Source organism: Magnetococcales bacterium (assembly GCA_015231755.1).
In the GTDB taxonomy this organism is placed as follows: domain Bacteria; phylum Pseudomonadota; class Magnetococcia; order Magnetococcales; family Magnetaquicoccaceae; genus Magnetaquiglobus.
In genome coordinates this window covers 156,058-177,517 of the sequence record JADGAZ010000004.1, presented here as the reverse complement: position 1 = coordinate 177,517, position 21,460 = coordinate 156,058, and the positions used below count along the sequence as shown (strand labels likewise).

16 protein-coding genes are annotated in these 21,460 nt (G+C 58.5%); 13 read left to right on the top strand and 3 right to left on the bottom strand.

Annotation, left to right across the window (positions count from 1 at the left end; all coding sequences use genetic code 11):
• Positions 1 to 30: 30 nt before the first annotated feature.
• The 7 genes from HQL98_04320 (at position 31) to HQL98_04290 (ending at position 14,060) form a co-directional block, all read left to right on the top strand.
• A complete protein-coding gene (locus HQL98_04320) occupies positions 31 to 2,667 on the top strand; it encodes a PAS domain-containing protein (protein MBF0271293.1) in 2,637 nt (878 codons plus the stop codon).
• Positions 2,668 to 2,716: 49 nt separating this feature from the next.
• Positions 2,717 to 4,138: a sigma-54-dependent Fis family transcriptional regulator gene (locus HQL98_04315; protein ID MBF0271292.1), complete on the top strand. Its 1,422-nt coding sequence runs from the start codon at positions 2,717 to 2,719 to the stop codon at positions 4,136 to 4,138.
• 527 nt (positions 4,139 to 4,665) lie between these two features.
• Positions 4,666 to 4,866 carry a hypothetical protein gene (locus HQL98_04310; GenBank protein MBF0271291.1) on the top strand — a complete coding sequence of 67 codons (201 nt, stop codon included), beginning with the start codon at positions 4,666 to 4,668 and terminating at the stop codon, positions 4,864 to 4,866.
• 142 nt (positions 4,867 to 5,008) lie between these two features.
• Positions 5,009 to 8,260, top strand: coding sequence for a response regulator (locus HQL98_04305; GenBank protein MBF0271290.1), 3,252 nt, complete (start codon positions 5,009 to 5,011; stop codon positions 8,258 to 8,260).
• A gap of 5 nt (positions 8,261 to 8,265) precedes the next feature.
• The gene (locus HQL98_04300) at positions 8,266 to 11,511 is read left to right on the top strand and encodes an ABC transporter substrate-binding protein (GenBank protein ID MBF0271289.1); all 3,246 of its coding nucleotides are present in this window, start codon (positions 8,266 to 8,268) and stop codon (positions 11,509 to 11,511) included.
• Entirely contained in the window at positions 11,504 to 12,577 is a 1,074-nt protein-coding gene (locus tag HQL98_04295) for a response regulator (GenBank protein ID MBF0271288.1), read from the top strand. The genes HQL98_04300 and HQL98_04295 overlap by 8 nt, the downstream gene beginning before the upstream one ends.
• Positions 12,578 to 12,584: 7 nt before the next feature.
• A complete protein-coding gene (locus HQL98_04290) occupies positions 12,585 to 14,060 on the top strand; it encodes a response regulator (GenBank protein MBF0271287.1) in 1,476 nt (491 codons plus the stop codon).
• A gap of 40 nt (positions 14,061 to 14,100) precedes the next feature.
• Here HQL98_04290 and HQL98_04285 read toward each other — a convergent pair whose 3' ends face one another.
• From HQL98_04285 to HQL98_04275, 3 genes are all read right to left on the bottom strand, one after another.
• Positions 14,101 to 14,922, bottom strand: coding sequence for a YdcF family protein (locus tag HQL98_04285; protein ID MBF0271286.1), 822 nt, complete (start codon positions 14,920 to 14,922; stop codon positions 14,101 to 14,103).
• Positions 14,919 to 15,905 (bottom strand): tyrosine recombinase XerC, encoded by a 987-nt coding sequence (locus HQL98_04280; GenBank protein ID MBF0271285.1) that lies wholly within the window; start codon positions 15,903 to 15,905, stop codon positions 14,919 to 14,921. The genes HQL98_04285 and HQL98_04280 overlap by 4 nt, the downstream gene beginning before the upstream one ends.
• 105 nt (positions 15,906 to 16,010) lie before the next feature.
• A complete protein-coding gene (locus tag HQL98_04275) occupies positions 16,011 to 16,742 on the bottom strand; it encodes a DUF484 family protein (protein ID MBF0271284.1) in 732 nt (243 codons plus the stop codon).
• A gap of 195 nt (positions 16,743 to 16,937) precedes the next feature.
• On the opposite strand from HQL98_04275, the gene HQL98_04270 reads away from it, so the two are divergent.
• From HQL98_04270 to HQL98_04245, 6 genes are all read left to right on the top strand, one after another.
• Positions 16,938 to 17,282, top strand: a complete 345-nt coding sequence (locus tag HQL98_04270; protein ID MBF0271283.1) for a winged helix-turn-helix transcriptional regulator — start codon at positions 16,938 to 16,940, stop codon at positions 17,280 to 17,282.
• A 163-nt stretch (positions 17,283 to 17,445) separates the two neighbouring features.
• The gene (locus tag HQL98_04265) at positions 17,446 to 17,862 is read left to right on the top strand and encodes a rhodanese-like domain-containing protein (GenBank protein MBF0271282.1); all 417 of its coding nucleotides are present in this window, start codon (positions 17,446 to 17,448) and stop codon (positions 17,860 to 17,862) included.
• A 35-nt stretch (positions 17,863 to 17,897) separates the two neighbouring features.
• Entirely contained in the window at positions 17,898 to 18,521 is a 624-nt protein-coding gene (locus HQL98_04260) for a CYTH domain-containing protein (GenBank protein ID MBF0271281.1), read from the top strand.
• Positions 18,522 to 18,759: 238 nt separating this feature from the next.
• Entirely contained in the window at positions 18,760 to 20,142 is a 1,383-nt protein-coding gene (locus tag HQL98_04255; protein ID MBF0271280.1) for a threonine synthase, read from the top strand.
• Positions 20,139 to 20,507: a PilZ domain-containing protein gene (locus HQL98_04250; GenBank protein MBF0271279.1), complete on the top strand. Its 369-nt coding sequence runs from the start codon at positions 20,139 to 20,141 to the stop codon at positions 20,505 to 20,507. The genes HQL98_04255 and HQL98_04250 overlap by 4 nt, the downstream gene beginning before the upstream one ends.
• A 111-nt stretch (positions 20,508 to 20,618) precedes the next feature.
• Positions 20,619 to 21,422 (top strand): lytic transglycosylase domain-containing protein, encoded by an 804-nt coding sequence (locus HQL98_04245; protein ID MBF0271278.1) that lies wholly within the window; start codon positions 20,619 to 20,621, stop codon positions 21,420 to 21,422.
• Positions 21,423 to 21,460: the final 38 nt, after the last annotated feature.

Below are 21,460 nucleotides of genomic sequence, written 5' to 3'. Positions count from 1 at the left end.
TTTTTTATGGGTGTAATTAGGAGATGGGCCATGTGGCGCCAGTTGAATGTTCGAGAGCAGAAATGGGGTGGTTATTTCCTGCAGGTCTTGCTGATGATCGGTATGGGATCCCTGTTGATTTTCCAGATGGAGACCATTGTTGAGGCCAATGACAAGCTTTACAGGCATCCGTTTCAGGTGAGCAATGCGGCCCAACGTACCAAGTCCTCTCTTTGGAAGATGCAGTTGATCATTCGCAATCTCTTCAACGAGCAGGGGTTTGATCCCGAGAGTGACACCTGGCAGGCCATGAAGCAGCAGGAGATTGAATTCAACACCAATTTGAATGTGATCGGGGAACGGTTTTTGGGCAGTTCGCAACTGGTGCGTCACATTCGGCAGGAGTGTGTCGAGTTGCGTTACATGCAGCAGGAGGTGGTGGATCTGGTGCGATTGGGCAATCTGCCGGAAGCGATCCAGAAAGAGCAGGAGATGAGCCGGGAGCGCATTGTGAGGCTGGAGCATCTGATCAACGAGGTGGTCAGCTTTGCGGAATACAAGGCCTTGTTTTTCCATCAGGAAGTGGTGCGTGCCCAGCAGAAGGCGCTTTGGATGAGTGTGTTGTTTGTGATGGTGGTCAGCCTGATTGCGGTGGCGATCACCCGCAGGCAATTTTTGCATTTTGTCTCGCTGGATGCGACCCGTCAGATGGCGGTGGTCACCTTGCATCGCACCTTGGCGGCGCTGTCGTTGAGCGAAAGCCGTTTGCTGGGCATTATCAATAATTCAAATGCTTTGATTTATCTGAAAGATATGCTGGGGCATCATCTGTTGGCCAATCGTCGTTTCGAGGAGTTGTTCCGGGTCAAGGGACAGGAGTTGGGCAGCAAGACCGTTTTTGATTTGATGCCCGAAGAGATCGCCATCAGCCATTGGCAGCATGACCGACTGGTTGTACAACAACAAACCCTGATCGAAAAAGAGCTGGTGGTGCGTGATGGGGATACACAACGTACCTATCTGTCCGTCAAGTTTCCCATGTATGACGAGAATGGCCAACTGTTGGGGATCGGTGCCATCGATACCGACATCACCGAGCGCAAACGTACCGAGGATGCCTTGCGCAACTTCCACGAACTGTTGGAAAGCCTGTTTCATACCAGTCATTTGTCCATTGCGTTTCTGGATCGGGAGTTCAACTTCATTCGGGTGAACCGCTCCTATGCCGAGCAATGTGCCCTGGATGTGGCGTTTTTTCCGGGAAAGAATCATTTTGTCCAGTATCCCCATCCGGGAAACGAGGCCATTTTCCGGCGGGTGGTGGAGACCGGCGTGCCGTTTACGATCGAGGCCGATCCGTTCAGGTTGCCCGATCATCCCGAATGGGGGGTGACCTATTGGGACTGGTCGCTGTTGCCCATTCGGGGGGCGGATGGGCAGGTGGAGCGGTTGATTCTGACCCTGCTGGATGTGACGGAAAAAATTGCAAATGAGTTGCAACTGTGGGACACCAACCGCATGTTGCGCACCATTCTGGACGCCATCCCGATTCAGGTGTTCTGGAAGGATACCCAGTCGATTTATCTGGGATGCAATCGATCTTTTCTGGATGTGGCGGGTTTGGATCATCCCGATCAGGTCATTGGCAGAAGCGATGATGACATGCCCTGGGCCAATCTGGCGGAGGAGTATCGTCGTGTTGATCGTCTTGTGATTGCAAGTCAGGAGGGGGTGTACAGGCGGGAGATTACCATCGTGAGAAAAGATGGTTCCCCGGGATGGGGATCGGTCACCAAGATTCCATTGCGGGGAAAAGATCATGCCATTGTGGGGGTGTTGGGGGCTGTCGAGGATATCACGGCCATCAAGCAGGCTGCCGAGGAGCGGGTGCGCTTGCAGGAGCAGACCTACCAGAACGACCGGTTGGCCTCGATGGGGCTGTTGGCGGCGGGCATTGCCCACGAGGTGAACAATCCAAACAATATCATCATGGTGAACACCAATCTGTTACAAGTCATGTGGCAGGATGCCCAGAAGATTCTGGATGGTTATTACCATCGCAACGGTGATTTTTCTTTCGGGGGCGCGTCCTACTCCGAGACGGGAGAGACCGTGATGGCCTTGATGTATGGCATCGAGGAGAATGCCCGGCGCATCAAGGCCATTATCAACAACATGAAAATGTTGGCGCGTCCGCAGCAGCAACCCATCATGCAACCGGTGGATCTGCGAGAGATTTTGAATCGTTCGGCATTGTTTTTGCGCGAAAGGATCAGGCGCCATACCAATCATTTCGACACGCAATGGGAATCCTGTCCACACATGGTGCAGGGCAATCCGGAGCAGTTGTTTCAGGTGTTCACCAATCTGATTTTGAATGCGTTGCAGTCCCTGGGTACTCCGCAAGAGGCGGTTGCCATCGCCATGGCGCCGGATCCGCTCTCCCGGGGTGTTCGGGTGGAAATCCGCGATACCGGGTGCGGCATCGCGCCGGAACATCTTTCCCGTCTCGGGGAGGCTTTTTTCACCACCCGTCCGGAGTCTGGGGGGATGGGGTTGGGATTTTCCATCACCAAGAGAATCATCACGGTGCATCAAGGTACGCTATCGGTCCATTCGGAGCTTGGCCAGGGTACCCGGGTGACCATCGTTTTTCCGGAGTGGAACAGTGATTTTACCAGATCCTGATCTTTCCCTGCCCTCTTTTCCCCAGTCCTGTCAGGGTCATCAGGCCCCCCTGGTGGTGGTGGTGGACGACGAGGCCGATCTGTTGTTGGGCCTGCGATTGTTGTTGAGCCATCATGGGCTGGGTCCGGTCAAGACCCTGAGCGACAGTCGCGAGGTGATGCCTTTTTTGGAGAGTGCGTGTGTCGCGGTGCTGCTTTTGGACATGCGCATGCCGCACGTTTCGGGCATGGAGTTGCTGGTGCAGATCAGGGCCCATCATCCCCATATTCCGGTGATCATGGTGACGGCGTTGCAGGATGTGGATACCGCTGTGGCGTGCATGAAAAATGGAGCGGCGGATTATCTGATCAAACCCGTGGAGGTGGAACGGTTGATTGCCGCGGTGCGCAAGGCCAAAGAGTTGGTGGGTTTGCGTCTGCATGCGGATACCTTGAAGGATTATCTGCTGGGCGGAAACCTGAAGCATCCGGAGGCGTTCGAGGGGATTGTGACGTGCAGTCAGAAAATGTTGGGTCTATTCAAATATATGGAGTCTGCCGCTCGCACCGGTGAGCCTCTTTTGATCCAGGGGGAGACCGGCACCGGCAAGGAGTTGTTTGCTCAAGCGTTTCATGCGTTGCGTCGGGCGACCGGTCTTTTGGTGCCGGTCAACGTGGCGGGACTGGATGACCACATGTTCGCCGATACCCTGTTTGGGCACACCAAAGGGGCTTTTACCGGGTCGCAGACCTCTCGGGAGGGATTGGTGAGCAAAGCCGCCCGCGGCACGTTGTTTCTGGACGAAATCGGTGATTTGTCCGAGTCCAGCCAGTTGAAATTGTTACGATTATTGCAGGAGAAGAAATTTGAGCCGTTGGGCTCCGATGCCTCCAAAAACGCTGACGTGACCATTGTCGCGGCCACCAACCGGGATTTGAGGCAACGGATTCAAGCCGGCAAGTTTCGCGCGGATCTTTATTATCGTTTGTCCACCCATGCCATCGTCATTCCTCCTGTGCGGGAACGCCAGGAGGATATTCCGTTGTTGTTGGATCGATTCATCAAAGAAATTTCTCAGACCATCGGATTGATCCCTCCGCCCACACCGCATCCCCAATTGGTGAATCTGCTGGAGCAATATGATTTTCCGGGTAATGTGCGTGAGCTGCGCTCCATGGTCATGGATGCGGTGGCCCGTCATACCCAGGGGGTTCTCTTCATGGAGGGGTTTCGGCATGGAGTGGGGCGTGTCGTCGGGAAAGGGGTGGGCAGTCGGCCTCGGTCAGAGGATGGCGCCACCAATAATGCCCCTCTGTATTGGGCTCCGGGGGAGAACCCCCCCACCCTCAAAGAGGCCGAAGCGTACCTGATCGGTTATGCCTTGGAAAAGAGCCATGGCAATCAAGGTGTTGCGGCGGCCATGCTCGGTTTGACCCGGCAGGCATTGAACCAAAGAATCACCCGTCGCAGCAACCGGCCTGTCCAGAATTGAGGGGAGCCTGCAACGTTTGTTGCAGCCCGCTTGTTTCTTTCATCTTTCGCATCCTGTTGAATAATCTTGATCTTATCCGAAATTTTTCCGGAATGAATGACGGATGTTGCAGCCTGTGTCCGTGTCACATCCCCGAGCGATATTCGTGGATGGGTTTCTGCCGTTTCCCGTGAGGGGGTGGCAGTGTGGATGGTTATGGGGGATATCTGGCCTCACTTGTGCTGCGTATTGCGACGGTCTGGCGGTGTTGGTTGTCGCAGGAGCGGATGAGACGATTTGATTTCAATCCTTTTTTCTTTAATCTGTCATGATAAAAACGACTCTTATTGAATGTATGGAGTAATGATCCCCAAGTGTCAGCCTGAGTTGTCGAGCGTGTGGTCATGGACTGTTGTAATAGGTAGAGTGTTGCGTGTGATGTCTGGTGGAAATATATGGCATGGTTTGTGTTAATTGTTAATCATGTGATAAACACGGATCATGGGAAGGATCATCGGGTTCAACTTAGTCAGAAGGGGCGGAAGGGTATGATTACCTGCGAAGAGAAGAAAATTTTGAAATGTCTGGAAGGTCTGGCAATCTCCAGTGTTGTCTTGAAGGAGCGGGAAACGCCTGTACAATTCCGCAGCCTGGAGTTTCACTTTGAGAATGGCACCTATCTGGAGGTGTATGAATCCGGCAACGGCATGCGGGTGGCCGGGATTCGCAACGCACAATCGGTCTTGTGATGGTCTGGTTGTTGATTCAGGGGAATGAAGGGATCTGGATCCCGGCAGAAGCGGTCACCGGTGCTGAAAATGGCGGGAGGGTGCCAGACCGGGGGCGGGGAATGGTTGGATGGTATGGTTTTGTCTGGGGGGACGGAATGTTATGTTGAGATTGGCGAGCGGAAAGGCACGGCTGTTTTTGTTGCTGGGAATCATGGTGCTGGTGGTTTTTCTGAGTACGGGCAGCACCTTGTATGTTCTGTATCAACGCACGTTGGACAGCGAAAGCGTACGCCTCAGTGCGTTGGCCTCCAGTCAGGTCCGGCTCATCAATACCCTGCATGAACTGGTTTTTCAAGACCCGAGATATACCGAAACGAGTGACGACAAGCCCATCATTGCCCTGTTGTCCCGGATCTATCAGGATTGGTATAAGGGGCTGGGATTCACGGGAGAGATTCTGTTTGCCCATCGTCACGGGGAGCAGATTCAGTTTTTGTTCAGACAGCGACCGGCGGATAATACCGCAACCCTTCCGGAATACATCGCCTGGAGTGATCAGGACAAGGCCACCCCCATGCGGTACGCCCTGGAAAAGAAATCCGGGGTGGTGATCGGCAAGGATTATCAGGGAACGGAGGTGTTGGCCGCTTACGAATACATCGCCCCTTTGGCTTTGGGGATGGTGATCAAGATCGACATGGCCGAACTGCGTGCCCCGGTGATGGAATCGGTTGCCCAGACCGTGACCCTCACCCTGATGTTGCTGGGTGTGGGCGGGGTGGTATTCATCCGGATTGGGGATGTGGTGATACGACGGCTTGCCGAAAGCCAGTTGACGTTGAAGACCATTTTTGAAGCCGCCAGCGATGGGATTACCCTGTTGGTGCCCGAGACCGGTTTGTTGCAGATGGCCAATGCCCGGTTTTGTCAGATGACCGGCTTCAAATTGGCGGAAATACGGGGGTTGCGGATTGCTGAACTCAATCCGGATGGGACGTTATTGTCTTTTATTGACCAGTTTCAGCATGCGGATCCGGGGAGTACCCGCAATCATGGGGATATTCCGCTCCGGTGTCGGGATGGCAGCGTGTTGTATGTGGATGCCACCCTTTCCCCGATGCGGTTGCGCCGACACAACCATTATCTGCTCATGCTGCGGGATGCCACCGAACGGCGTCGCGTGCTGGCCGCCCGGATGGTTAACGAAGAGCGCATGCGGTTGATGATGGAGATCAACCGGAGTGCCATGGATGCCAGTATGCAGGCGTTGTGTGACCAATCCTTGGCCGTGGCCGAGACCTTGACCCGCAGTGGGATCGGTTGCATACATCTGCTGGATGAGGAGTCGTGTGGATTTGAGCTGATTTCTTGGGACTGGAAGGGTTCGGCGTGCCCTTGGCCATTGCAGGGTTTCCCGGAGCGCGCCGAGGCGTGGGCGGAGATGATGCTGGATTTCAAGCCTATGATCTGCAACGATTACCAATCCAACCGTGATGCTCGTGAACAGGGGGATGAACCGGTATCCGTCACCCGGTTTTTGAGTGTACCGGTGTTGGTGCATGGCAAGGTGCAGATGATGCTGGTGGTGGGAAACAAGCCGGAACCTTATGATGACGAGGATGTGCGACAACTCCAGTCCGTCGGTGAAGACACCATGAATCTGGTCATGCGCAAACGCTGGGAGGAGCGGTTGCGCCAGAGCAAAGAACAGGCGGAATCCGCCCATCAGGCCAAGGAGCGGTTTCTGGCCTCCATGAGTCACGAAATCCGTACCCCCATGAACGGGGTGTTGGGCATGGCGGATCTGATCCTGCGTACCGACTTGACGGAAAAACAACGCCATTATGTCGATACCATTCACCGTTCCGGGCGCACGCTGCTGCGCATCATCAACGACATTCTGGATTTGTCCAAGATTCAGGCCGGGCGTCTGGTGCTGGAGCTGTTCCGGTTCGAGTTGGAGGAGCTGATTCAGGACTTGCGCAACATGTTTGCCACCCAGACTCACAACAAGGGACTGGGTTTTACATGTCGGATCGCCGAGGGGGTACCGGTTCATCTATTGGGGGATCCTTATCGGCTCAATCAGATTCTGTTCAATCTGGTGGGCAATGCCATCAAGTTCACCGAGAAGGGGTCGGTGACCCTGGAGGTGGGGGTGCAGGAGGAACGGGAGGCGGATGTGCTGATGCGGTTTGAGGTGATCGATACCGGCATCGGCATTGCCCCGGAGTATGTGCCGAATCTGTTTCAGCCGTTTTCCCAGGTCGACTCTTCCATCGCCCGCAAGTTTGGAGGCTCCGGATTGGGTTTGGCCATCACCCGGCAGTTGGTACGGGTCATGGATGGGGAAGTGTGGGTGGAGAGTGAACCGGGGCAGGGGGCGAAATTCGGTTTCACGGTGCGTTTCGGCAAGCAGCAGGCCGGGGACCGTAAGGATTTGGAGGATTGGGAGCGGACGCAGGCGCCTGCTTTGCTGGAGAACGCCCGTTTTGACGGACATGTATTGCTGGTGGAAGACAATCTGGTCAATCAGGAGGTGGCAGCAGCCACTTTGGAGTTGTTCGGTTTCCGGGTGACGGTGGCGCGCAATGGTCAGCAGGCGTTGACGGCGGTGAAGAGCGCGACGGTACCGTTCGATGCCATTTTCATGGATTGTGAAATGCCCATCCTGGATGGTTTCGAGACCACCCGACGGTTGCGCCGGTTGGAAAAACAGGCCGCTCTGCCCCGGACTCCAATCATCGCCCTGACCGCCCATGTCCTGGAGGAAAGCCGGAGGTTGAGCCTGGAAGCCGGCATGGACGACTATTTGCACAAGCCTTTCAGCCAGTCGGATCTGGTCAAGCTGTTGCAACGCTGGTTGCCATCCTGCCATGGGGGGATGCGTCCCGTGATGGCCACTGTATCGTCCGGTGTGGCGTTCGGGGCGGGGCAGGTGTTGGAGAGGGAGGATGGATTGGCTTGCTTGTCGGGAGCGGATCCGGGCTGCGGTGTCGATCTGGAAAATGGCTTTGGAGAAGCGGGGATGACGCCTTTGGTCCTGGATCCGGTGGCCTTGGAGCAGATTGTGGCCCTGGCCCGGAAAGGGGGATCCGATCTGCTGGTCAAAATGGTGGAACATTATTGTGAACGCACGCCGGAACTGCTGATCGAACTGGAACTGGCCCTGGAACGAGGAGATCCGGAAGGGGTGCGGGTCGCGGCCCATACCCTGAAGTCTTCCAGTCTGACCATGGGGGCGGCCCGTTTGGCGGAGTTGGGACGGGTGATGGAGAGTGATTACGCCGACTCCATGCGGGTACTGGAGTCTTGGCGTGCAACTGGCCCGGAGTTTGAAAAGGTCAAACAGGCATTGCAGAATTTTTTGTGGACAAGCGCGCAGTCGAGCCGAGCGGGAGCGAATGATTAAAGCTCATGAAAAAATCATACAACGATCATGAGGTGGTGTTGGGCCTGATGTCACCGATGACCGGTGTGGTGGGGATGTATGGTGCGGAGATCAGCATGGCCGCCGAACTGGCCGCCCGTGAGGTGAACGAAAACGGCGGGGTATTGGGTCGGCCTTTGCGACTGGTGGTGGAAGACGATGGCAGTCTGCCCCCCAGCGCGGTGATGGCGGCGGAACGACTGGTGGAGCATCATGGTTGTGTGGCCATGATCGGCAATTTGCTGTCCAATTCCCGCATCGCGGTGGCCTACCGGGTGGCCGAGCCGCGCAAGATTCCGTTATTGAATTTTTCCTTTTATGAAGGCAGCATTCTCAGCCGTTATTTTTTTCATTTCGCCGCGCTGCCCAATCAGCAGATCGGCAAAATGATTCCGTACATGCATGCCCATCACGGTCGCAGAATGTTTTTTGCCGGCAACAACTATGAATGGCCCCGGGGATCCATCGAGGCGGCCAAGGAGGTGTTGTTGCAGGATGGGGGGGAGGTGGTGGGAGAGGAGTATCTGCCCCTCGGCGTGACCCGGGAGCGGATCGATGCCTTGCTGGCACAGGTGGCCGCCTCCGGGGCCACGGTTTTTGTGCCTTATTTTGCCGGAGCCGATCAACTGCTGCTGCTGTCGCGTTTTTCTGCTTTGGGACTCACCGGGCGGATGGTGGTGGTCATGGGCCATTATGATGAGTTGATGGCCAGTCATCTGGAGCCGAAGGTGCGTGGGGGGCACTATTCCAGCAATACCTACTTCATGACGGTCGATACCGACGAGAATCGACGTTTTCTGGATCGGTTGGCCGCCATGCCCGGCGTCACCGGCCTGTGGCCTGCGGGCAACGGCATTCTCACCAATTTTGGCGAGGGGGCCTGTCTGTGCGTCAAGGCCTTCGCCCAGGCGGCGAACCAAGCCGGCACCCTGGATTCCGAAGCGTTGGTGAACGCGTTGGAGCGGCTCGCGGTCACCGGTCCCCAGGGGCGGGTACACATGGATCCGATGACCCATCACGCCCGGGTGAACACCTTTTTGTCCCGTTGCACCCCGGAAGGCCGGTTCGAGATCATCGAGAATTTCGGTCTGATGGATCCGGTCATGCCCGAGCGCTACAGCCATTTGCGCATCGACGCCCGGGCCGCCCGGGAGGAGGACATCCGGTTGCAAGCCCGCATGCTGGAACACATGACCGAAGGGGTGTGTCTGGTGCGGGCCTTGGATGGGGTGATTGTCTACACGAACCGTCGGTTTGAAAAAATGTTCGGGTATGGTCGGGGGGAGATCATCGGTCATACCATTGCCGTGACCCACGCGGGCACGGATCCGGCCATCGACGCCGTGGTGCAGGGGATTGTCAGCCAGTTGTATCGCAAAGGGATCTGGGAAGGGGAGGTCCGGAACATCAAGAAGGATGGCACCCTCTTTTGGGGCCATATCTCCATCACCACCCTGACCCACGCCGAACATGGCGAGGTGTGGATGGGGATTCATCAGGATATTACCGTGCGCAAACAGGCCGAAGATGAGTTGCGCCGCTATCGGGAAAACCTGGAGGAACTGGTGCGCCTGCGGACCGAAGAGCTGGAAAAAGCGCGGGATGCCGCCGAATCCGGTGCCCGGGCCAAGGAGATTTTCCTGGTCAACATGAGCCACGAAATCCGTACCCCCATGAACGGGGTGCTGGGCATGGCCGATCTGATCATGCGCACCGAACTGACCGAACAGCAACGCCATTATGTCGAGACCATTCATCGTTCCGGTCGCACCTTGCTGCGCATCATCAACGATATTCTGGATTTCGCCAAGATCCAGGAGGGGCGGCTGTTCCTGGAAATGTTGCGTTTTGATCTGGATGTGGTGATCCGGGACATCTGCGATATTTTCACGCAACGGGCCTTGCGCAAAGGGTTGGATTTTCATTTCAACCGGGTGGGTGACGAGAACAGACAACTGTTGGGGGATCCGTATCGGCTCAGTCAGATCCTGTTCAATCTGTTGGGCAACGCGGTCAAGTTCACGGATCAGGGGTCGGTGGGACTGTCGGTGGGGGTGGTGGAGGAGCGGGAGGCGGATATCCTGTTGCGTTTTTGTGTGATGGATACGGGAATCGGCATCTCCGAGGATTACCAGAGCCAGATGTTTCAGAACTTCTCCCAGGAAGACCCTTCCGTGGCGCGTCGTTTTGGTGGCACCGGGTTGGGTCTGGCCATCACCCGGCAGTTGGTCTCCATCATGGACGGGGAGCTGTGGATGGAAAGCGCCCCGGGTCAGGGATCGACCTTCTGGTTTACGGCCCGTTTCGGCAAGCAGCGCCAGGGGGATCTCCAGGAAATCGCCGCCTGGCAGGGCGATCAGACTTCCCTTTCCCCGGATACTGTGCGTTTCAGCGGTCATGTTCTGCTGGTGGAAGACAATCCGGTCAATCAGGAGGTGGCCATGGCCACCCTGGAACTGTTCGGATGCCAGGTGACCGTGGCGTTCAACGGTCAGCAGGCATTGACCCTGGTGCGGGATACGGTGCCGGGGTTCGATGTCATTTTCATGGATTGCGAGATGCCCATTCTGGATGGTTTTGAAACCACCCGACGCTTGCGCATTTGGGAAAAGATGGCCGGTCGTTCCTCCATTCCCATCGTCGCCCTGACCGCCCATGTGTTGCAGGAAAGCCGACAGAAGTGCAACGCGGTGGGCATGAACGACTATCTGCACAAGCCTTTCAGTCAGGCGGAACTGGGTGCGGTCTTGCACCGTTGGCTGCCCCATGAGGTGCGTGAACCCCGGGGGCGGGAAAGCGACTCCGATTCCTCGGCCGGAGCGGTGTTGTTGCCGGTCGTCATGGGACTGGATGAATCGGAATTGGCGGTGTTGGATCGGGAGGCTGTGGGGCGCATTCTGGAACTGGTCCAGAAAGGGGGGACCAATCTGCTGGGCAAAATGGTGGAGCACTATCTGCTGCGCACCCCGGAATTGATGCAGGCATTGCGACAGGCTTTGGAACAGGGGGATTCCGAAGGGGTGCGGGTCGCGGCCCACACCTTGAAATCTTCCAGTCTCACCATGGGGGTGGCCCGTCTGGCGGAGTTGGCGCGAACCATGGAGATGGAACACGGGGATCTGGCGGCGGTGAGCCGACATTTTCAACACAGTGATGCCCTGTTTGATGAGGCCAGACAGGCGTTGCAGGCTTTGTGTGACTCGCAGCGGGAAGGGGATATCCATCATGAATGAACCGGCAGACGATCTTGAACATCCCTTGGTGTTGATCGTGGATGACGAATTTCTGCAACGCCTGCCCATGCGGGAGGCGTTGGAACAGGGAGGCTTTCGCGTGATCGAGGCGGAAGACGGGTTGCAGGCCTGGGAGCGGTTGCAGCGGGAGATGCCGGATCTGGTAATTTCCGATGTAGTGATGCCCGGCATGAACGGATTTGTGTTGTGCGAGACCGTGCGGGCCATGGAAGGCCGGCAACATCTGCCCATCGTGATGGCCACCTCTTTGGATGATTTGACCTCCATCGAACGCGCTTATCAGGCGGGGGCGACGGATTTCATCACCAAGCCCATCAACTGGGGTTTGCTGGGCCATCGGATGCGTTACATCCTGCGGGCCGCCCGGACCGCCCAGGCCTTGGCGGATCGGGAATTTGAGCTGTTGCGCACCCGGATGGAGATCATCCGCCGGTTGGGTCAGGCGGCGGAATACCGGGATAACGAAACCGGCAAACACATTCAGCGCATGAGCCACTATTCCACCCTGATCGGGCGGGTGTCGGGGTTGACGGTCCACGATCAGGCGTTGCTGTTGCAGGCCGCCCCCATGCACGATGTGGGCAAGATCGGCATTCCGGATTGCATTCTCCTCAAACCGGGGAAGCTGACTCCCCAGGAGTTCGGGGTGATGAAGACCCATACCCTGCTGGGGGGACAATTGCTGGATGATGAGCCTTCTTTGTTGTTGCGCACCGCCCACACCATCGCCCTGACCCATCACGAACGCTGGGATGGCAGTGGTTATCCTTATGGTCTGGCGGGAGAGGCGATTCCCATCATGGGTCGCATTTGCAGTCTGGCGGATGTGTTCGATGCCTTGACTTCCCGGCGTCCCTATAAGCAGCCCTGGAGTGTGGAACGGGCGGTGGAGGAGATCAAACGCTGTTCCGGAACCGCCTTCGATCCCGAACTGGTGCGGGTGTTTTGTGAAAATCTGCCGGCCATTCTGGAAATCCGTGAGACTTTCGCCGATCCGGAAGTCCTGGATCCGGATGCGGACGCCTGTTTGCTGCCATCCGGATGAGGGGCCCATGACTGCCACCATTATGGTTGTCGATGACGATCCGGTGACGCGACTGTTTCTGGAGGAGATGTTGCGTCAGGAGGGACATCGGGTGGTTCTGGCCGTCAACGGACAGGAGGCGCTGGACCAGTTGGATGACTGTGGCCCGGACTGTGACCTGATCCTGATGGATATCCAGATGCCGGTGCTGGATGGCTATCAGGCCACCCAGCGGATCAAGGCCAGGGTGGGTTCCGGAGGGGGGGTGCCGGTGGTGTTTCTGACTTCGGTGCAGACCGATCGGGAGTTGGCCCGATGTCTGGAGTGTGGAGGGGATGATTTCATCAACAAACCCCCCCGTCCCACCATTCTGCGGGCGCGGATTCAAGCCTGGTTGCAACGGGCAGAGCTGGCCAAGCGGCTGGAGTTGTCGTACCGGGATTTGCAAGTGGCCAATCAGGGGCTGGTCTCTCTCAATGTCAAATTGATTGAGGCGGAAAAAATCAAACACGATGTGGATCAGATCGTCAGACACGACCTGAAGACTCCGTTGAACAGCATCATCGGTTTCACGGACCTGCTGTTGAATCAGGATGGTTTGACTGTGTTGCAAAAAGAAAAAATTAAAATCATTCATGATGCCGGCGTCAATGTTTTGCATATGGTCAATCTCTCCTTGGGTTTGTATCAAATGGAGCGGGGAGAATATGTGTGCAAGCCGGAGGATGTGGATCTTTTGGCTATTGTGCGCACCATCCAGGTCAATATGACGCCGTTGCTGTTTGGCAATGGATTGACCTTGCGCATCCATCTGGATGACCGGGAGGCGGATGCAGCGGACCGGTTCGTGGTGCAGGCCGAGTCGGTGTTGTGTTACTCGATGCTGTCCAACCTGATCAAGAACGCGGTCGAAGCCTCTCCGCCCCAACAGGTGGTGACCATTACCCTCACCCGGATCGATGGGGTGGGATGTATCGTCATTCACAATGCCGGCGCGGTGCCGGAGGCGATACGCGGGACCTTTTTTGACAAATACGCCACCTGCGGCAAGGCCGGGGGAACCGGATTGGGCACCTATTCCGCCCGATTGATCGCCCGGACCCTGGGGGGCGACATTCGCATGCGCACTGCGGAAGCGACGGGAACCGATGTGATCGTGCTGTTTTCCGGGACAGTGGCGGACGGGGTGTGGGAAACCGCCTGCCGGATCGGATCTCCGGATCCTGGAAAAGCGGTGGTGAGCGAGACCGGTGCGTTTGTCGAAACCGCCTCCCGACAGATGGAAAACTTGCGGACCGCTTTGCTCAACCAGGATCTCCCGGGGGCATTCGCGGTACTGGAACGGTTGCGTGAGTCTGCCGCGGGCGTGGGGGCCAAACGGGTGGTGACCCAGGCCATCCGGCTGAAAGGGGTGATCGAACTGGGGGAGTGGGAGGAGGCTCAACAGAACTGGGCAGGGTTGTCCCATACGGTGCAACGGGCCCTCCACGCCCTGATCTCATGACCGGGGAGGGGACAGGGATGGCATCGGGGGCGGTGTTTCGTCAGCCGCGCCACCGGTACCAAAGCTGACCCAGCCACTCGTGCAGTTCCACCGCGAGCAGGGACAGGGCATCGGCATTCGGGATCCAGCGCATCAGCGCCACCGGATCCCAGGACAGCCGGAATGGGGTGTCGGTCCGGAAGAGAATCGGAGCCGGGGTGACCTGGAGGCTTTCTCCGGCGCTTTTTTGGAACGCCAGCAGGGCACGGGGTACATCCCGGTTGTGTACCACCAGCAGAATGCGTGTGATGTGAGCCTGTTGGAGAATGGCCGTCGAGAAGGCGGCGTTTTCCCAGGTATCCCGGCTTTTTTCTTCCATCCAGGCGACCGGGACCCGAAACTCCTCTTCCAGCACTCCCCGCATGATGGCCGCCTCGGAGCGGGTTTCGCCGTAGGGGCGTCCACCGGTCACCAGCAGGGGCAGTCCCGTGAGCCGGTGCAGCCGGGCGGCATAACGGACCCGGGCCAGTCCACCGGGTGACAGGGTATCTTCTCCATCGTATTCCGGCGCCTGGGAGGCGCGACCGTAGCCGAACAGCACAATGGCCTGGGCATCGGTCTGGCGGATTTTTTCCGCGCTGAGGGCGGTATCCCGGGCCTGGGGATGGAGTCGGTCCGCCACCGTGTTGGCGACCACCGGCAGAGTGGCCAGCCAGGAGAGCGTCAGCACCACCCCGAGCAGCGTGCGTCCCCGCCGGATCCGCGTCGCCGCAGGGGTGGATCCGGGCAGGGTCAGGAGCAGCCAGACCAGCGCCATGCCGGAGAGGAGCGCGCCGGGGGGCAGCAGCAGTTGTTCCAGGAAACGGTTGAGCAGCGGGGTCATGAGTCCGAGGCATGGGGTCGGGCGTGGGCATGGGGATGGGCGTTGTCGTACACCCGGCTCAAGGCCTGCACGTCCAGATGGGCATAGCGTTGGGTGGTGGAAAGCGAGGCGTGTCCCAGCAGTTCCTGAATCGAACGCAGATCCGCCCCGGCTTGCAGCAGATGGGTGGCGAAGGCGTGACGCAGGGCGTGGGGGGTGATTTTTTCCGGCAGACCCAGTTGACGGCGCAGTCGTTGCAGCAGGCGTTGGATCTGGCGGGGATCGAGACGACGATCACCGCTGGTTTCGTTGACCCCGATGAACAGTGGCGCATCCGGGCGGCGACCGGGGATCGCCTGTTCCTTGGCCTGCAAATAGCGGCGCAGGGCCAGAACCGAAGGACGGGTCAGGGGGGTGATGCGTTCCTTGCCTCCTTTGCCCGATACCCGCACCTCCTGGTTGTCCAAGTCGATGTCCTGGCGGTTGAGGGAGCAGACCTCCCCGACCCGCAAGCCCGAGCCATAGAGCAGTTCCAGAATCGCCCGGTCCCGGGCCTCGGCCCAGGGGGGAAGCTGGCGGCCATTGGCGGTTTCCGTGTCGAGGGGGGAGTCCAGCAGCCGGGCAGTCTCTTCTTCGGTGGGGGCGCGGGGCAGGCGGATGCCCAATTTGGGGGTGGAGATCAGAGCCGCCGGATTGGTGGCGAGAACTCCGGTGCGCTCCAGAAAGCGAAACCATGCCCGCACCGAGGCCATGCGTCGTTGCAAGGTGGCTTTGGCCTTGCCGGCGCGGCGCTCCATGGCCAGAAAGGCCCGCAGATCGGCGGGACGGATGGCGGGCAGGGCGTCGGCGCTCAAAGAGGAGCGGGTGTGCTGGTGCCAGAATTCGGCGAAGCGGGTCAGATCGTTCAGATAGGCCGCGGTGGTGTGATCGGAGTAATGACGTTCCGTAGCCAGATGGCGCAGGAACGAGGCGAACAACGGATGGGGCTCGGCGGTGGTGGACATGGACGGTTCCTTGGCAAATCAACGCGCTGGAGCGGAAATGAATCCACTCCATTACGCATTGAACGTGCCAAGAAAACCGTCTGATCCATCCATTTGGGGTCGGAATCAGTCCGGCATGGCCATGCGGGACAGACACAGCCCCAGGATATCCGCCAGATCCCGCAACAGGTCCGTGGCGTCGCTGGGCAGGAAGCGGTTGGGGGTTTCGCCCCCCAGATTGAGGGAGCCGATCAACCCTTCGGGACCGCTTTCCGGATGGGTGAAGAGGGGCACCAGGGCCTCGGAGCGGATCTGGGGGGTGGCTGGACCAAAGAAAATTTCCCGGTTGGTGCCCTCCTGTCCCACCCGGATCACCGGATGCGGCGAGTCCCGCAGCAGATCCATGAGCCGCTTGTGGTCGATGGGAAACAGTCGGTCCTGAATCTCCGGATCCGGGTTCGGGGTGCGGAACAACGCCAACAGGGCCGGATGACGGGTACTCAAGGTGACGGTGGCCCGGTGGATGCCGAACAACTGTTCCGGATCCACGGTGGCGGCCAGCAGCAGATCCCGGGGGGTGAGAGCCGTGACCAGTCGCACCTCGATCTGGTGAAAGGCGGTATGAATCCGTTCGTTGCGCCGGATCCGTTCCAGCATGGTGTCCAGTTTGCTGGAGAGTTGTTCATTCTTCTGACGCAGGGTGTTCAACTGGCCTGCTTCCAGGCTCAACACCTTGCCGGAGGCGGTGATGGCCGCGGGCAGAAGGTCGGAATGATCGTCGAAGAACTCCGGATGGAGCTGGAGCCAGCGCCGGATCTGCTCCGGGGAGGGGTCGAATGGGGGGGTGGCAGCGTTCATGGTTGCAGTTGATCATCCGTTTTCGGCGTTGAATGTTGACGCAGTGCGGAAAAGACCCTATTTTTAGCCAATACTCATGAACCTTGAAAAGGTTTCGTGGGGAAAAAATGTCGGGAGCCGCTTTTTTCGGGAGTGAAACAAAGAATCATGGCATGCGAGATTGATGAAGGCAACATTGAAAAAGTGGCTCGCTGCATGAAGGCACTGGCCCATCCGTTGCGTTTGAAGGTGATCGTGGCGTTGCGCGATCGCGAGTTGAGCGTTCAGGAGTTGGTCGATGCCGTGGGCACCACGCAATCCAATGTGTCGCAGCATTTGACCATCATGCGCGACAAGAACATTCTGGATTCGCGCCGTGAGGCCAACCAGGTCTTTTACCGGGTGGGGGATTGCAAGGTGTTGGATCTGGTGGCCTTGACCCGCAGCATCTTTTGCGACACCCGTGGGGTTCCTCCGGTGGTGCTGGCTCATGCGGCCGCTTTGAGCGATTTCGAGGAAGAGGAGACGACCACCCGGGCCGGGTGGGAAGATCCCGCTTAAGAAAACACGATGCACGGGAAGGGGCGCGCCCATCGTGTCGGGTCCGGGGCGTTGCCTTCCGCAACCAACGCAACCGTGCCTGGGTGGATGCGGTGTGTTATCGGCTTGGTTTGACAGGGGTGTTGGGTTCTTTCGATCGGTAGAAGAGGGTGGAGAGTGACGCATGGAGTGGTTGCAGCAGAATGGCTTGTCGGTTTTTCTGACGCTGATGTTCGTGGGTCTCGCCTTGAAGAATCCGATCCTGGCGCGGGTGTATGGTGTCAAGTCGATCACGGTGCATGAGTTGGCCGCGTTGCTGAAAGCCAAACCGTCGCCATTGCTCCTGGATGTGCGCACCTCCGGAGAGTTTGACTCCGGCCATATCGTCGGGGCGCGCAACGAGCCGTTGTCCGGTCTGGGCGGTCGGGTCGGGGCGCTGCGGGAGTTTGCCGGGGATCGGGATGTGGTGGTGGTGTGCCGCAGCGGAGCACGCTCCCTGAGCGGATCCGTGGTGCTCAAGCGGGGCGGATGTCCCAAGGTGTACAACGTTTCGGGTGGCATGCTGCAATGGGTGGCCCAGGGGTATCCGGCCTCCCGCTAGGCGTGGAGCCTGCGGGTCTGCCGGTCGGACCCGCCATGGAAGCAGAGATTCGACTCGCCTTGCCGGACGACCTCTCTCCGGAGGCGATTCTCGCCCCACTCGCCCCCCGTTTTGGGGGGCCGATTGAAGTCCGTTCCTGTCTGGATCACTATCTGGATCATCCCGAATGCCGGTTGCTGGCTCAACGGCTGGCTTTGCGCCTGAGAACGGTGCAGGGCCGTTGCCGGGTCGAGATCAAGGGGGAGGGGGTGCTGCGAGATGGAGTGTGGCACCGCCCCGAATGGGGGCAGGCGGCCCCTGAGCCTTGGTCGCGGCGTCCGGGAGATCTGGTGGACGGTCCGGTGCGCAAGCACTTGTTGATCTGGTTGCCGGAGGATGTTGCCCTGTCCGAATTGTGTGTCTGCCAGGTCTCCCGACAGGTGGTTCCGGTGGCACTCGATGGCGGGGGGGTGGCGGAACTGAGTCTGGATCTGGGAGAGGTCCGGGCCGGAGGGCGTCGGCAGGCCATCCGTGAACTGGAACTGGAATGGCGTTCCGGTCCCCGGGAGGGATTGAACCGGTTGGCCGCCGCCTTGATCGACCGTCATGGCCTGTTCCCGGCCCCGGCTTCCAAGTTCCGCATCGGGTTGTCTTTGCGGCAAGAAGGGTTGCTGTTGTGAAAACTTTGTCCCCTGGTAAGAGATAACGGGTCGATGCGGATATCTTTTCGGTCTTTTTGGAGCAACCTGGGTGTCCGGTGATTATCCGGTCGATTTTTTTTGGTAAATGGTCTAGATTGTCCCGTATTGTCCAGAAATTGTCCCAACCCTCTCATCGTTCAACCCGGCGGGGCTTGTGACCGATAGAGAGTTTGGCTCATGACGTGTTCGGTTCCGTTCGCTTGAAGGAGTTGTCCAGGTGCGTTACGTCAGTACACGGGGTGGAGTCTCCCCGATCTCCTTTTCTAAGGCCGTGATGATGGGATTGGCCACGGATGGTGGCCTGCTGCTGCCGGAACGGATTCCCACCGTGGATGGGGAGCGGTTGCGTCAATGGTCGCAGCTTTCCTTTCAGGATCTGGCGGTGGAGGTGATGACCCCCTTTATGACCCGGGGGGAAACCGTGACCGGGCAACTCCCGGAACTGGTGCGGCGTTCTTTTGCCACTTTTTCCCATCCCGGGATCACCCCCGTGATCCGCGCCGGCAACCATTGGATCCTGGAACTGTTCCATGGCCCCACCTTGGCCTTCAAGGATGTGGCGTTGCAGTTTCTGGGCAATCTGTTCGAGACGTTGCTTTCCGAAGAACAGGGCCGGCTCAATATTTTGGGCGCCACCTCCGGGGATACCGGCTCTGCCGCCATTCACGGGGTGCGGGGCCGGGCCGGGATCCATGTCTTCATTATCCATCCCCATGGCCGGGTGTCGCCGATCCAGGAACGGCAGATGACCTCGGTGCTGGATGCCAATGTTCACAACATCGCCATTCGCGGCTCTTTTGACGATGGGCAGAATATCGTCAAGGCGTTGTTCAACGATTTGCCCTTCAAACAGGCCTACCGCCTGGGCGCGGTGAATTCCATCAACTGGGCGCGCATCTTGGCCCAGATTGTGTATTTCGTCCACGCCTGGGGACGTGTCACTGGCGGAGACCCGGAAAAGCGGGTGATCTTCTCCGTTCCCACCGGCAATTTTGGCGATATTTTTGCCGGTTACATGGCCATGCGCATGGGATTGCCGGTGGAACGGCTGGTGCTGGCCACGAATCGCAACGACATTCTGGTCCGTTTCATGGAAAGCGGCGCGTATCGGATCGGCACGGTGCAACCGACCATCAGTCCTTCCATGGATATCCAGATCTCCTCCAATTTCGAGCGGTATCTGTATTATCTGCTCGACGAGGATCCCGAGGCGGTGCGTGGCGCGATGGGACGGTTGCAAAGCGAAGGGATGTTCGCCGTGCCCGAGGCCAAGCGACAACAGGCCGCAGAGATTTTTGTCCCCCGTCGGGTGGGAGAGCAGCAGACCCTCGACCGCATCCGTTCCACCTGGGAGGGGTGTGGCGTGCTGGTGGATCCCCATACCGCCGTGGGATTGGAGGCGGCTCAGGATTTTCCCGAGGCCATCTGTCTGGCCACCGCCCATCCGGCCAAGTTCGGCGAGGCGGTCCACAAGGCCGTGGGGATGGAGCCGCCTGTGCCCGCCTCTCTGGACGGATTGATGGAGCGTCCCACCCGGTGCCGCATTCTGGATCCGGACCCGGAAGCGGTGCGGGCCTTCATGCGTGAGGTGCTGGATTGAATGCTTCCGGGTTGAAAGAGGCCCGGTTGAAAGACGCCGGATGGCACGGATGGTCTTGGTTCTTCTGCGGCAACGCGCGGAGCCGGGTCACGGAACGACGTCAGGCCCCTCGTTATCCCTTGCGCCCGTGGGTCAAGCTGCTCATGGCCAACGGTGCCGTGACCCGGGGACGACTGGAGGCTATGAGTACCGTCGGCGCTTTTCTGGGCACCCGGGAGCGGCCTTTCGGGCTGGTGGAAGGGGAGGAAGGGGTATTGTGTTTTGCGTTGCCGACTGGTGCGTCGGATGGGGAATACCGCTTTTATTGCGACATTCCCCGGCTCACGGATCGGGGAGTGGCGTTGCGTTTTTTGAGCGGTGACTGAAAAACAAGGAGTCGCCCCCCTGACCCCGTATTGGGTCTGGCCATGGCGGCCTGGGATGATTTCATGGGACTGATCATGGTTGAGTGGCGATGGTGAACGATGAGCGACGACATGAATGATCCGAAGCGTGCCACCCCCGGAAAGAATCGGACCCCGGTGCCACGGAGCGGTACCTGGAGACCTGGTTCCTCTTGGGTGGTGTTGATGGCCTTGTTGGGTGGATTCGGGTCGGTCAGCCCGGCAGTGGCCGATATCTACACCTTCACCGACTCCAACGGAGTCATCCATTTGACGGATCGTCCCCTGGGGCCGGAATACCGGTTGCTGATCTCCTCCCCCAAAGAGCCGAAAAAACCCAAAGGACTGGCCGCCAGACCCCAGGACAAACGCAACAAATCCCTCACCACACCCGCCAATTCCCTCAGCGCTTCCCGGATGATCCGTTACGATGGCCGCAATACCGGGCCCAAGGTCGTCACCTTCGGGAGCAACACCTTTCCCCAGTATCTGAGTGCCTCGAACCGTTCCGTGGCCGAGACCATCCATGACGCTTCCATGCGCTATCAGATTCACAGCGCCTTGATCAAGGCCGTGATCAAAACCGAGTCGGATTTCAATCCGTTGGCGGTCTCCCCCAAAGGCGCGGTGGGATTGATGCAACTCATGCCCGGAACCGCCCAGGATCTGGGGGTGATGGATCCCACCGATCCGGCCTCCAACATCGATGGCGGAGTGCGTTATTTGCGGGATCTGCTCGGCCAGTTCAACAACAATCTGATCCTCTCCCTGGCGGCCTACAATGCCGGACCGGGGGCGGTCAAGAAATTTGGCAATACCGTCCCCCCTTACGAGGAAACCCAGCAATATGTGGCCAAGGTGCTTCATTTTTACCGGGCCTATCTCGGAGCCATGTGACGTGTCCGGATCTTTCGCTTCTGGAGCGCGCGTGCGGG